The following is a 12630-nucleotide window of genomic DNA, read 5'->3' as shown; positions in this document are numbered from 1 at the left end:
GTGAAGCGGGCCATCCTTGGGTCGACCCCGGAGTGATGGCCCGCTCCACGGTCAGCGCGAGCTGCGCTTGCGCAGGCCGAAGAAGACCGCGCCGCCGCCGATCGCGACCAGGGCGACCGCGATGCCCGCGATCAGCGGGGTGTTGGAGTCGGCACCGGTCTCGGCGAGGTTGGACTCACCGGCCGGGGACGGGGCGTTGCTGGAGGTGTCCGCGGGAGGGGTGGTCCCGGCCTCGGAGGGAGAGGGCGCCGGGGACTCATCGTCGGCCGGGGTGGAGGCGTCGTCCGACGGGGTCGGGGTGGGGCTGTCCGACGGGGCCGGGGTGTCCTGCTTCTTGCAGGCGGTGGACGGGGTCGTCAGGTTCGGCTTGATGTCCTCGTCGACCTGGTTGCCGGCCTTGACGTGGATGCGGTACTCCGCGTCCGGCTTCCAGTTCTCGGCGAAGGTGATGGTGACACCCTCGCGCGAGCCCTCGACCACCTGCTCGCCGACCTTCTTCAGATCGGCGCCGTTGTTCTGGAGGTACACGGTGACCGTGGCCGGAACGCCGGTGGGGTCGACGTCGGTGACGGTGATGACACCGTTGTCACCGTCGCACTTGGCCTCGGCGGAGAACTCGTTGATGTTGCACGCGAGGGCGTTGCCGCCGACACCGAGCACGAGTGCGGCCGAGGCGGAGGCGAGACCGAGCACGCGCGCGGAACGGGCGACGGTACGGCGGGATATCGGCAAAGCGGACAGGACTGCCACGTTTGTCCTTCACATGTTGCGCAATTGCGGGGGGTTTGAGGGAGCGGCGACGCGGAGGCCTCTCCACTCCCAGGAGGCTCACAGGTTTATAAGCGCTGCGTAAGTAGTGTCAACGCATATGCGGGACAAGGGCCTTGGCTTTGCCCTCTTATTAACCGCCGAGACGTTTCAGCGCCTCCGGAGCCTCCTCGATCCGGTCGACAAGGGCGATACGGGACTCCATGGACCGCTCCCGCGCGAGCGACTGGAGCAGCGGCCAGGTCGGCAGCTTCTCCGTCCAGTGCTCCCGGTTCACCAGCACCATCGGCGTGGGCTCGCCGCGCGACTCGTAGTAGTTCGGCGTCGCGTTGTCGAAGATCTCCTGTACGGTCCCGGCGGCGCCCGGCAGGAAGACCACACCGGCGTTGGCGCGGGCCAGCAGGCCGTCCTCGCGAGTGGCGTTGGCGAAGTACTTGGCGATGTGCGCGGCGAAGGGGTTCGGCGGCTCATGGCCGTAGAACCAGGTCGGGATGCCGATGGACCCGCCGCCCTTCGGCCAACGGGTGCGGACCTCGAAGGCCGCCTTCGCCCATGCGGTGATGGACGGGGTGAACTTCGGGTCCTTCGCGAGGAGTTCGAGGGCCTCGGTGAGCATCTCGTCCCCGTACGGGGCGGCGTGCGCGCCGAGGTTCGCGGCCTCCATCGCGCCGGGTCCGCCGCCGGTGGCGACGGTGAAACCGGCCCGGGTCAGCTCACGGCCGAGGCGGGCGGCACCGGCGTAGGCGTCCGTGCCGCGGGCCATCGCGTGGCCGCCCATGACGCCCACGACCCTTGTACCGCGCAGGAGTTCGTCGAGGGCGTCGGAGACGGCGTCGTCATGGACGGAGCGGAGCATCGACGCGAGTATGTCGCCGTCCGCCTTGGTCTGCTGGAACCAGGCGTAGGTGAGTGCGTCGGGGGTGTGTTCGTAGCCCTTGTCCAGGTGGGCGAAGAGCTCGTCCGGGGTGTAGAGGAGGCCGCGGTACGGGTCGAAGGGCAGGTCCGGGACCGGTGGGAAGACCATGGCCCCGTCCGCGCGGATCTTCGCGGCGGCGTTCTCGCGCATCGGGCAGCCGAGGAATATGGCGCCCTTCGTGTCCGTGCTGAGCAGTTCGCGCGTACGGTCAGTCAGATCGACTGCCTGGATCCGGAATCCGGCGAGCGTTCCGCGCGCGGAGACGGTGGCGTCGAACTCCTGGAGCGTCTCGATCTCACGGTCGTCGTGGTGGGCCGCATGGGCGGGCATCGTCTGCACGCGCCCATGCTAGACACGGCGTTCGGCGGCTGTGCGGCAGGCTCTCAGCCCTCGATCGCGGCCGGGTCCATCCATACGACCTCCCAGGTGTGGCCGTCGAGGTCGTCGAAGGCGCGGCCGTACATGAAGCCCATGTCCTGCACCTTGGTCGAGGCGGTGCCACCGGCGGCGACGGCCTTCTCCACCAGCTCGTCGACCTTGTCGCGGCTCTCGGCGCTCAGACAGATCAGCACCTCGCTGGTCTTCGTGGCGTCCGCGATCTCCTTGTCGGTGAAGGTCGTGTAGAAGGACTTGGTGAGGAGCATCGCCACGATGGTGTCGCTGATCACGACACTTGCCGCGTTCTCGTCGCTGAACTGGGGGTTGATCGAGTAGCCCAGCTCCGTGAAGAACTTCTTCGAGGCGTCGAGGTCGGCGACGGGCAGGTTCACGAAGATCATCTGCTGGTACATCTGGAGTCTCTCCCATCGGGGTCGGTCTGTTCGGTTGGGTAGACCGGGGGGTGGGGCGGAACTCATCGCGGGCCGGTGATTTTTTTCGTACGGATTTTTCAGCGGGCCAGTGGGAGCGCCGCGAGTTCGGCTACGACCAGCGTGAGCGGGCCGAATGCGGCCAGGAGTGCGCCCGCGCGGAGGGCGGCGGCGCTGCGGAGCATCGTGGGCGGGGCGCCGAGGCGGAGCAGGGCGGCCGTGGTGTCGGCCCTGGCCTGGCGTGCTTCCACGGCCGCCGTGAGGAGGGTGGCGATCGCGCAGCCGGTGACGACTGTCGCGCCGAGGGTGGTGAGGGGGCCGAGGGCGCGGCCGTCGGCGGCCGGGTCGTGGAGCACGGCCATGGCGTACGCGGCGGAGGCCACGGCGCAGACGACGCCGAGGGGGCGGCCGATGCGGGTGGCTTCCTCCATGAGGACTCGGCCGGCGAGGAGACGGAGGGCGCCTGGGCGGAGGGACTGGAGGAGACGGCCGCAGAGGTGGGTGAGGCCGGGGCCGGCGAGGGCCAGGCCGACGGCGGTGAGGGCCCAGCCGACGAGCACTGCGGTGGGGCCGGTGGGGAGGCCGCCAGGCATGGGGGCGGAGGGGGTGGTGGCGGTGCTGGCGTATGCCTCTACGGCGAGGCCTGCGGCGAGGATGGCTGTGCCCCAGGGGAGGCCGGAGGGGGTGGTGGTCGGTGTGTCCGGTGACGTCGGTGCGGGTGGCTGGGTTTCGCTTGCCCGCGCCGGCGGGGTGCCGCTTTTCTTTGGGTCGGGTGCCGCCCCAGCGGCACGACTGCCCGCAGGTTCTGTACGGCGTAGGCGGGAGCCGAATCTGCCGTACGCGCCGAATGTTTCCCGTGCCCCCGAACCGCCGTATGCCCCGAAGCGGCCGTAGCGGCGCGGGCCCTCGGCTGGTGGCTTTGCTTCCTTTGGGCGCAGGGTGAAGGCCACCGCCAGTGACGCCGCCACCGGCACCAGGGTCAGCAGGGTCAGTGCTGCTGGGAGGGGGAGGGGCTCCGACGCTGCCAGGAAGTCTGCTGCCGCTCCGTCGAAGGGCATGCCCGTCAGGTCGCCGCGCAGGTGCAGGAAGAAGAGCAGGGCCAGCATCGAGCCGAGCAGGGTCGACAGGGCCGTTGTTGTGGCTGAGACGGCCATCAGGCGGTACGGGCCGAGGCCGATTGCCGCGAGGCCCGGGCGGGGCCGGGCGCCGGGGTCCGTGCGGGCCACCGCCACCGCGAAGTGGACCGTTGCCGCCAGCGGGGCCGCGCACCAGGTGAGGCGCAGGACGGACGTGCCGGGGTGGGTCATCGCGTGGCCCAGGGTGCACAGGAGCAGGAAGCCCGTGCCCGCCGAGGCCGACGCCACCAGCAGGCGGCGCAGTTGTACGGCGGGACGGGCGCGGCGGGTCAGACGGAGAGCGAGCACGCAGCCCCCCGGCCTTCCGCGTCGGCCATCGGCGGGAGGTGGACCGTGTTCACTCGGCGGCCGTCCAGCAAGGACAACGTGCGGTCGGCCAGCGCCGCCGTCTCCGTGTCGTGGGTGGCCAGGACCACCGTGATGCCGTGCGAGCGGGCCGCCGTGGTGAGCGTGCGCAGGACGTGCGCGCGGTCGGCGCGGTGCAGCGGGGCCGTCGGTTCGTCGGCGAAGAGCACCGTGGGCGCCGGGGCCAGCGCGCGGGCGATGCAGACGCGCTGGCGCTGCGCCTGGGTCAGCTCGCGAGGCCGCTTGCGGGCGCCCTCGCCGATGTCGAGGCGCTCCAGCCACTCCAGCGCGGCAGTCTTGGCGCGCCGGCGGCTCGTGCCGCGCAGCATCAGGGGCAGGGCCGCGTTCTCCCAGACGTTGAGCTCGGGGACCAGCACCGGCTCCGGGTCGATCCAGCCGAAGCGGTCGCGGCGCAGCCGTTCGCGGCTGACGGGGCCCATGGTGTGCACCGGCACGCTGTTGAACCAGACCTCGCCGCGCTGAGTCGGCACCTGGCCGGACAGACAGCGCAGCAGGGTGGTCTTGCCGCTGCCGCGTGGGCCGTGCACGGCGAGGATCTCGCCCTCCCGGACGCCGAGCGAGACTCCGCCGAGTGCGGGCGAGCCGTCGTGGTGGGCGAAGTGCAGGGCGCGGGCCCAGAGCACATCGTTGTCGGGCGGGGCCTCCATGCGCGTACACCTCGTTCTGATCCGTAGTGCCTTGCCATCCCCCGTGCGGGGGAACGAAAGCAGGGCCGATCGGTTACCAGGCACGCTAAGGATCCGCGGCAGAAACGCCGGACAGCACGCGGCCCGGGTGCACCCTTCTCACTCGCTTGGGTGTACCCGGGCCGGGGAGCCGCCGGGGGTTACAGCTTCGTCCACGCCTCCGTGAGCGTGGCGCGCAGGATCTGCTCGATCTCGTCGAAGGTCTCCTGGTTGGAGATCAGCGGCGGGGCGAGCTGGACGACCGGGTCGCCGCGGTCGTCGGCGCGGCAGTACAGGCCGTTGTCGAACAGCGCCTTGGAGAGGAAGCCGTAGAGGACGCGCTCGGTCTCCTCCTCGTTGAAGGACTCCTTCGTGGCCTTGTCCTTCACGAGTTCGATGCCGTAGAAGTAGCCGTTTCCGCGGACGTCGCCGACGATCGGCAGGTCGTGCAGCTTCTCCAGCGTGGCGCGGAAGGCGCCCTCGTTGTCCAGCACGTGCTGGTTGAGGCCCTCGCGCTCGAACAGGTCGAGGTTGGCGAGGCCGACCGCCGCGGAGACCGGGTGGCCGCCGAAGGTGTAGCCGTGCAGGAAGGTGTTGTCGCCCTTGTAGAACGGCTCGGCCAGGCGGTCGGAGATGATGCAGGCGCCGATCGGGGAGTAGCCCGAGGTCATGCCCTTGGCGCAGGTGATCATGTCCGGGACGTAGCCGAACTTGTCGCAGGCGAAGGTCGTGCCCAGGCGGCCGAAGGCGCAGATGACCTCGTCGGAGACCAGCAGTACGTCGTACTTGTCGCAGATCTCCCGGACCCGCTGGAAGTAACCCGGCGGGGGCGGGAAGCAGCCGCCCGCGTTCTGCACGGGCTCCAGGAAGACCGCGGCGACGGTGTCCGGGCCCTCGAAGAGGATCTGCTGCTCGATCTGGTCGGCGGCCCAGCGGCCGAAGGCCTCCGGGTCGTCACCGAAGAGCGGCGCGCGGTAGATGTTCGTGTTCGGCACCTTGTGCGCGCCCGGGACGAGCGGCTCGAAGGGTGCCTTGAGGCCCGGCAGGCCGGTGATGGACAGGGCGCCCTGCGGGGTGCCGTGGTAGGCGACCGCGCGGGAGATGACCTTGTACTTGGTGGGCTTGCCGGTGAGCTTGAAGTACTGCTTGGCGAGCTTCCAGGCGGTCTCGACCGCCTCGCCGCCGCCGGTGGTGAAGAAGACCTTGTTGAGGTCGCCGGGAGCCTCGTGCGCGAGCCGCTCGGCGAGTTCGACGGCCTTGGGGTGGGCGTAGGACCACACCGGGAAGAAGGCCAGCTCCTGCGCCTGCTTGGAGGCGGTCTCGGCGAGCTCGGTGCGGCCGTGGCCGGCCTGGACCACGAACAGGCCCGCGAGACCGTCGAGGTAGCGCTTGCCCTTGTCGTCGTAGATGTAGGTGCCCTCGCCCCGGACGATGGTGGGGACGGGTGAGTTCTCGTACGAGGACATGCGGGTGAAGTGCATCCACAGGTGGTCGTACGCGGTCTGGCTGAGGTCCTTGGAGCTCACGGTTATCGGGTCCTCACGGCTATCGGGTTCCCCACATGTAGGTCTGCTTCTTGAGCTTCAGATAGACGAAGCTCTCGGTGGAGCGCACTCCGGGGATGGCGCGGATGCGGCGGTTGATGACCTCCAGCAGGTGGTCGTCGTCCTCGCAGACGATCTCCACCATCAGGTCGAAGGACCCGGCGGTCATGACCACGTACTCGCACTCGGCCATCACGGTCAGCTCGTCGGCGACGGACTCCACGTCGCCCTCCACATGGATGCCGACCATCGCCTGGCGCCGGAAGCCCACGGTGAGCGGGTCCGTGACGGCGACGATCTGCATCACGCCCTGGTCGAGCAGCTTCTGGACGCGCTGGCGCACGGCCGCTTCGGAGAGGCCCACGGCCTTGCCGATGGCGGCGTACGGCCTGCGGCCGTCCTCCTGGAGCTGTTCGATGATGGCGAGGGAGACCGCGTCCAGGTGCGGCGTGCTGCCGTTCCTGGATTCGCGGGGGGACTCGCGGGAGTCCCTGGGGTCTGCGCTTCGACTGGCCACGACGCCACTGTGCACGAGGTCTCGATAGTTCCGCAAGGGTTGAGCGATGAAATTCGTTGTTTACGTGACCGAGGATTGCGGATTTCGCAGCTATGGCGCGATCAGGGGTGTTGAAAACGTGGGCCCGCCGATTAGGGTGGGTGTCTCAGTGATTGGACAGTTCGACCCTGACACAGGAGGCCGGCAGTGAGCACCGAGCTGCGTCGTCTGCGCAACTACATCGACGGTGAGTTCCGGGACGCCGCCGACGGACGGACCACCGAGGTGGTCAACCCCGCGACGGGCGAGGCGTACGCGACCGCGCCGCTGTCCGGGCAGGCGGACGTCGACGCCGCCATGGAGGCCGCCGCCCGCGCCTTCCCCGCCTGGCGCGACACAACCCCCGCCGAGCGCCAGAAGGCCCTGCTGAAGATCGCGGACGCGTTCGAGGAGCGCGCCGAGGACCTGATCGCGGCCGAGGTGGAGAACACCGGCAAGCCGATCGGGCTCACGCGGTCCGAGGAGATCCCGCCGATGGTGGACCAGATCCGGTTCTTCGCCGGCGCCGCCCGGATGCTGGAGGGCCGCTCCGCCGGTGAGTACATGGAGGGGATGACCTCCATCGTCCGCCGCGAGCCGGTCGGCGTCTGCGCGCAGGTCGCGCCCTGGAACTACCCGATGATGATGGCCGTATGGAAGTTCGCGCCGGCCATCGCCGCGGGCAACACCGTCGTGCTCAAGCCTTCGGACACCACCCCGGCGTCCACCGTCCTGATCGCCGACATCATCGGCTCGATCCTGCCCAAGGGCGTCTTCAACGTCATCACCGGCGACCGTGACACCGGCCGCCTGATGGTGGAGCACCCGACCCCGGCGATGGCCTCCATCACCGGTTCGGTCCGCGCGGGCATGTCGGTCGCCGAGTCGGCGTCCAAGGACCTCAAGCGGGTCCACCTGGAGCTGGGCGGCAAGGCGCCGGTCGTCGTCTTCGAGGACACCGACATCGCCAAGGCCGTCGAGGACATCTCGGTCGCGGGCTTCTTCAACGCCGGCCAGGACTGCACGGCGGCCACCCGCGTCCTCGTCCAGGAGTCCATCCACGACGAGTTCGTCGCCGCGCTCGCCAAGGCCGCCGCCGAGACGAAGACGGGTCAGCCGGACGACGAGGACGTGCTCTTCGGCCCGCTGAACAACCCCAACCAGCTCAAGCAGGTCTCCGGCTTCATCGAGCGGCTGCCCGCGCACGCCAAGGTCGAGGCGGGCGGCCAGCGCGTCGGCGACAAGGGCTACTTCTACGCCCCGACCGTCGTCTCCGGTCTGAAGCAGGACGACGAGATCATCCAGAACGAGGTCTTCGGGCCGGTCATCACCGTCCAGTCCTTCTCGGACGAGGCGCAGGCCGTCGAGTGGGCCAACGGCGTGGACTACGCCCTCGCCTCCTCGGTGTGGACCAAGGACCACGCCCGCGCGATGCGGATGTCCAAGACGCTGGACTTCGGCTGCGTCTGGATCAACACCCACATCCCGCTGGTCGCGGAGATGCCGCACGGCGGCTTCAAGAAGTCCGGCTACGGCAAGGACCTGTCGGGGTACGGCTTCGACGACTACACGCGGATCAAGCACGTGATGACGTCGCTCGACGGCTGACGGTGCTTCAGGGGCCGCGGTTGTCGCAGGCACCTCTGTCTTTGACAGGGTGTCGGACACCCGCGGCCCCGACCCGACGCCCCGTCCATTGTTCGGCTCCCGAGTACGGCGGCATGCTGCCAGGATGCTGCCGACCTCGCCGAACTCCTCGCGTACTTCCCGTCGTTCCCTGCTGTTCGCGCTCGGTGGTGCCGCGCTCGCGGGGTGCGGGGTGCCCGCCGCCTATGTGCGGCCCGGGGACCGGGCCGGGGCCGATCTGTCCGCCTCGGACCACCGGCTGACCTGGGCGAACTGGCCGCTGTACATCGACGTCGACGACGCGGACGAGACGAAGCGGCCCACGCTGGAGGCGTTCGAGAAGCGCACCGGGATCTCCGTGGACTACGTCGAGGAGATCAACGACAACGACGAGTTCTTCGGCAAGATCAGCCCCTCGCTGATGAACCGTCAGCAGACGGACCGCGATCTCATCGTCATCAGCGACTGGATGTGCGCGCGCTTCGTCCGGCTGGGCTGGGTCCAGGAGATGGACCGGACGCGCCAGCCCCATGTGACGCGGTATCTGGACCCGTTGCTGCGCTCGCCGGCCTTCGACCCCGGCCGTAGGTTCACGGTGCCGTGGCAGTCGGGCATCACCGGGATCGCGTACAACCGCCGCCGTCTCGGCCGCGAGGTCCGCCAGGTCTCCGATCTCTGGGCGGACGACCTCAAGGGCCGCGTCACGCTTCTCTCCGGTCTCGACGAGGCGTTCGCGCTGCTGATGCAGGGCAACGGCGTCGACATCACCCGATGGACCGCGGACGACTTCCACACCGTGTGCGAGCAGGTCGAGCGGCGGGTGGACAGCGGTCACATCCGCCGCTTCACCGGCAACGACTACATCAAGGACCTCTCCAGCGGTGACGTCCTCGCCTGCCAGGCGTACTCCGGCGACGTCATTCAGCTCCAGGTCGACGACCCCGACATCGAGTTCGTCGTCCCCGAGGAGGGCGCCGAACTCTGGTCCGAGTCCCTGATGGTCCCCAACCTCGCCCGCCACAAGACGAGCGCCGAGCGCCTGATCGATTACTACTACGAGCCCGAGGTGGCGGCGGATCTGGCCGCCTGGGTGAACTACGTCTGCCCGGTCCCGGCCGCCCAGGACGTCCTCGCCTCGTCGAAGGACAAGGAGACCGCGTCCCTGGCCGAGGACCCCCTCATCTTCCCGGACTCGGCGATGCGCGAACGCCTGTCCACCGCCCGGGACATCACCTCCGAGGAACGGGTGGACTTCGGGAAGCGGTGGAACGAGATCGTGGGGTTGTAGATCACACGGGCACAGATCACACCCAGAGCACTTTTGAACACGTTCAACTACGGCGTACGCTGCCGTCATGAGCGACAGAGCCGCCCTGTTGAAGGGCATTCGCGTCTGGCTGGTGTTCTTCGTCGTGTGTCTGGTGCTGAGCGGCGCCACGGCCTTCCCGCTGGTGCACGAACTGCGCTGGACCGAGGACGTGTTGCGGTCGCTGTCCGTGCCGGAGCATCTCCCCGCGCTCATGGAGTGGATCGAACGGGTGCGGCGCGGCCTCGACACCGCTGACGCCGACTACCCGTTCCTGCTCTACGGCACGGACTGGCTGGCCTTCGCCCATCTCGTCATCGCCGTCGCCTTCTACGGGCCGTACCGCGACCCGGTCCGCAACATCTGGGTGATCGAGTTCGGGATGATCGCCTGCGCCGGCATCGTCCCGCTCGCCCTGATCTGCGGGCCGATCCGGGGGATCCCCCTCTGGTGGACCGTGATCGACATGGCGTTCGGGGTGTTCGGTGTGATCCCGTTGTACGTCGTGCGGCGGAAGATCAAGCGGCTGGAGAGCCTCGGGAAAAGTGTTATCGACGCCAGCCCGGCTCCGTCTCCTCAGGTGTGATCTCCCACGGGAAGGGCGGATGTGGACGGCAGGAAGTGGCGCTCCGTCATCGCGGCGGCGCAGGCCGGGGACCGGCGTGCGCTCGACGAGTTGATGGCCGGGTGGCTTCCGCTGGTCTACAACGTCGTCGGACGGGCCCTCAACGGGCACGCGGATGTGGACGACGTCGTGCAGGAGACCATGCTGCGGGCCGTCGACAACCTGGGCTCGCTGCGGGATCCGGACAGCTTCCGGTCCTGGCTGGTCGCCATCGCCATGCGGCAGATACGGGACCGGGCGCGCCGCAGGCAGACCTCGCCGCTCGACGAGACGGCCGCTGAACAGGACTTCGCCGAACTGACCGTGCTGCGGCTGGGGCTCGAGGGGCAGCGGCGGGAGGTCGCGGAAGCCGTGCCCTGGCTCGATGCCGAGGACCGGCAGTTGCTGTCCCTGTGGTGGCTGGAGGTCGCCGGCGAGCTGACCCGGCGCGAGCTGGCCGCCGCGGCCGGGATCAGTCGGCAGCACGCCGCGGTACGGGTCCAGCGGGTGAAGGAACGGCTGGAGACCGCGCGGGGCATCGTGCGTGCGCTGGACGGAGCCTGTCCCGAACTGCGGGAGGTCACCGCCCGTTGGGACGGCCGCCCGGACTCCGTCTGGCGCAAGCGGCTGGCCCGGCACATCAGGGGGTGCGGCTACTGCGGCGACCCGCGCGAGACCGTCGTACCGGCCGAACGGCTGCTCGTCGGACTCGCCCTCGTGCCGCTTCCGGTCGGGTTCACGCTCTCCCTCGCCCTCGGCGGCAAGTCGGCCGCCGCGGCCGCCTCCGTCGGCTGGTCCGCCAAGGTGCTGGGCGTGCTCACCCAGCCCGTCGTCGCCGTCACCGCCGGCGCCACCATCGTCGCGGGCGGCGCCTACGTCGTCACCCAGCCCTCCGGCGAGCCGCCCTCGCGGGCCGCCGCACCCACCACGTCGGCCGCAGCCACCCGCTCACCGTCGCCCACGCCGACCGCCGCACCGTCGTCCTCGGCGCCCTCGATGACCCAGCAGAAGGTGCGGTTGTACGGGTCGGTCGTCGACGCCGTCGACCAGGCGCCCGATCCCGGCGCCGACCCGGGTGCCCTGCCGCGGCGGCCCGAGTCCGGGCTCAGCAGTACCTGGGGTGCGAAGGCCGTCATGCAGCACCGGGGGGAGAGCGTGACGCTCAGCGGGCGCGGCTATGTGCTCGTGCGCTGGCAGATCGCCCCGCACGACCGGCCCGGCGGGCTGGCCATGCCGACCTGGACCGGGCTGAAGGGCAGGCTGTTCCATGTCGCGTCGGGCGGTGGGCGCCGGATGGACGACGTGATCGGCGACGGCTCGGACCGCGGATACGTCACCGGCATGGGCGGCCCGGACATCGGGTACACCGTGCTGCCCGACGGCACCCAGCAGATGTGGCAGAACGAGTACTTCTACGTCGACGGCACCGTCACCCTCCACCTGAACGAACGCGGCGCGTCCTACGGACTGACCGTCATGCGCACGGACTGGGCCGCGGTGGACAAGGACGTCCACTACGGCCCGGCCCAGGGCGCCCTGCGCTACGGACTGGTCCGCGACACCGGCGACGACACCGCGCCCGTACCGCAGTACGTCACGCGCGCGACGCCCGCCGATCCGGCGACGGTGGCGCTGCGTTCGCGGGTGTGAGCGCGCGGAGCGTGTCGATCCGGTTCGTGGTGATCGAGTCGACGCCGAGGCCGATCAGCCGGCGCATCGAGCGGCGGGTGTCCGGCGTCCAGACGGACAGCAGGTGTCCGCCCTTGTGGACGCGCTCGGCGAGGGCCCGGTCGACCAGGGGGAAGCGGTAGTTGAGCCAGCGTGGGCGCACCGCGTCCAGCAGCGCCGGCCGCGGGGGCGCCAGCGTCGTCCAGGTCAGCGCGATCTCGGCGGCCGGGTCGGCGGCACGGACCGCGAGCATGGCGGAGGCGCCCGCGCAGTAGTACACGCGGTCGGACGCCCCCGACTCCCGTACGACATCCACGATCCGGCGCGTGGTGCGCAGATCCGGGGCGCCGGGCAGGTCGACCATCACCCGGTGCCCGTCGGTCGCGGCGAGGGCCTCGGCCAGGGTCGGCACTCCGCCGGCCGTGACCCCGCGCACCTCGTCGGCCGACAGTTCGCGCAGCGGCCGGTCCAGCTCCCACAGCCGCTTCAGCGACTCGTCGTGCAGCAGCACGGGCACGGCGTCCCGGGTGAGGCGTACGTCGATCTCCACCGCGTCGGCGCCCCTGCTGATCGCCGAGCGCAGGGAGTCGAGGGTGTTCTCGCGGAACAGGTACGGGTCGCCGCGGTGGGCGACCGCGGTCACGTCGGTCGTCATCGGAGCGGTCACGTGGTCCGTCATCGGCGCGG

General features: G+C 70.1%; 12 protein-coding genes. 4 read left to right on the top strand and 8 right to left on the bottom strand.

The window, feature by feature from the left end; translation table 11 throughout:
* Positions 1–51 precede the first annotated feature (51 nt).
* The 7 genes from BN159_RS13525 to BN159_RS13495 all read right to left on the bottom strand — a co-directional run bounded on the left by BN159_RS13525 (position 52) and on the right by BN159_RS13495 (position 6736).
* Positions 52–741 (bottom strand): LAETG motif-containing sortase-dependent surface protein, encoded by a 690-nt coding sequence (locus BN159_RS13525; protein ID WP_063608130.1) that lies wholly within the window; start codon positions 739–741, stop codon positions 52–54.
* A gap of 160 nt (positions 742–901) precedes the next feature.
* Positions 902–2023, bottom strand: coding sequence for an LOG family protein (locus BN159_RS13520; RefSeq protein ID WP_041819223.1), 1122 nt, complete (start codon positions 2021–2023; stop codon positions 902–904).
* A 44-nt stretch (positions 2024–2067) separates the two neighbouring features.
* Entirely contained in the window at positions 2068–2475 is a 408-nt protein-coding gene (locus BN159_RS13515; protein ID WP_015657544.1) for a VOC family protein, read from the bottom strand.
* A 98-nt stretch (positions 2476–2573) separates the two neighbouring features.
* Complete coding sequence (locus BN159_RS13510; RefSeq protein ID WP_015657543.1) at positions 2574–3917, bottom strand: hypothetical protein; 1344 nt, start codon at positions 3915–3917, stop codon at positions 2574–2576.
* Positions 3899–4642, bottom strand: a complete 744-nt coding sequence (locus BN159_RS13505) for an ABC transporter ATP-binding protein (protein WP_015657542.1) — start codon at positions 4640–4642, stop codon at positions 3899–3901. The genes BN159_RS13510 and BN159_RS13505 overlap by 19 nt, the downstream gene beginning before the upstream one ends.
* Before the next feature lie 179 nt (positions 4643–4821).
* Positions 4822–6186, bottom strand: coding sequence for an aspartate aminotransferase family protein (locus BN159_RS13500; RefSeq protein ID WP_015657541.1), 1365 nt, complete (start codon positions 6184–6186; stop codon positions 4822–4824).
* A gap of 19 nt (positions 6187–6205) precedes the next feature.
* Positions 6206–6736 (bottom strand): Lrp/AsnC family transcriptional regulator, encoded by a 531-nt coding sequence (locus BN159_RS13495; RefSeq protein WP_015657540.1) that lies wholly within the window; start codon positions 6734–6736, stop codon positions 6206–6208.
* A 171-nt stretch (positions 6737–6907) separates the two neighbouring features.
* Here BN159_RS13495 and BN159_RS13490 point away from each other — a divergent pair, with 171 nt between their 5' ends.
* The 4 genes from BN159_RS13490 to BN159_RS13475 all read left to right on the top strand — a co-directional run bounded on the left by BN159_RS13490 (position 6908) and on the right by BN159_RS13475 (position 11925).
* Positions 6908–8347 (top strand): gamma-aminobutyraldehyde dehydrogenase, encoded by a 1440-nt coding sequence (locus BN159_RS13490; RefSeq protein WP_015657539.1) that lies wholly within the window; start codon positions 6908–6910, stop codon positions 8345–8347.
* A gap of 124 nt (positions 8348–8471) precedes the next feature.
* A complete protein-coding gene (locus BN159_RS13485; RefSeq protein ID WP_015657538.1) occupies positions 8472–9653 on the top strand; it encodes an ABC transporter substrate-binding protein in 1182 nt (393 codons plus the stop codon).
* Positions 9654–9720: 67 nt separating this feature from the next.
* Positions 9721–10257 (top strand): hypothetical protein, encoded by a 537-nt coding sequence (locus BN159_RS13480; protein WP_015657537.1) that lies wholly within the window; start codon positions 9721–9723, stop codon positions 10255–10257.
* A 21-nt stretch (positions 10258–10278) separates the two neighbouring features.
* The gene (locus BN159_RS13475; RefSeq protein WP_015657536.1) at positions 10279–11925 is read left to right on the top strand and encodes an RNA polymerase sigma factor; all 1647 of its coding nucleotides are present in this window, start codon (positions 10279–10281) and stop codon (positions 11923–11925) included.
* Here BN159_RS13475 and BN159_RS13470 read toward each other — a convergent pair.
* Positions 11870–12622 (bottom strand): glycerophosphodiester phosphodiesterase, encoded by a 753-nt coding sequence (locus tag BN159_RS13470; protein ID WP_015657535.1) that lies wholly within the window; start codon positions 12620–12622, stop codon positions 11870–11872. The two genes, BN159_RS13475 and BN159_RS13470, sit on opposite strands and share 56 nt — an antisense overlap.
* Positions 12623–12630 lie beyond the last annotated feature (8 nt).

This window comes from Streptomyces davaonensis JCM 4913, from assembly GCF_000349325.1.
GTDB lineage: Bacteria > Actinomycetota > Actinomycetes > Streptomycetales > Streptomycetaceae > Streptomyces > Streptomyces davaonensis.
Note: the sequence above shows the minus strand (reverse complement) of the source record. Positions and strands in the feature narration are given on the sequence as shown.

What these genes read in the sequence shown, in the direction of transcription:
- BN159_RS13515 (WP_015657544.1), bottom strand. Translation starts at nt 2,475, where the DNA reads ATGTACCAGCAGATGATCTTCGTGAACCTGCCCGTCGCCGACCTCGAC.
- BN159_RS13505 (WP_015657542.1), bottom strand. Translation starts at nt 4,642, where the DNA reads ATGGAGGCCCCGCCCGACAACGATGTGCTCTGGGCCCGCGCCCTGCAC.
- BN159_RS13485 (WP_015657538.1), top strand. Translation starts at nt 8,472, where the DNA reads ATGCTGCCGACCTCGCCGAACTCCTCGCGTACTTCCCGTCGTTCCCTG.
- BN159_RS13480 (WP_015657537.1), top strand. Translation starts at nt 9,721, where the DNA reads ATGAGCGACAGAGCCGCCCTGTTGAAGGGCATTCGCGTCTGGCTGGTG.
- BN159_RS13470 (WP_015657535.1), bottom strand. Translation starts at nt 12,622, where the DNA reads ATGACGGACCACGTGACCGCTCCGATGACGACCGACGTGACCGCGGTC.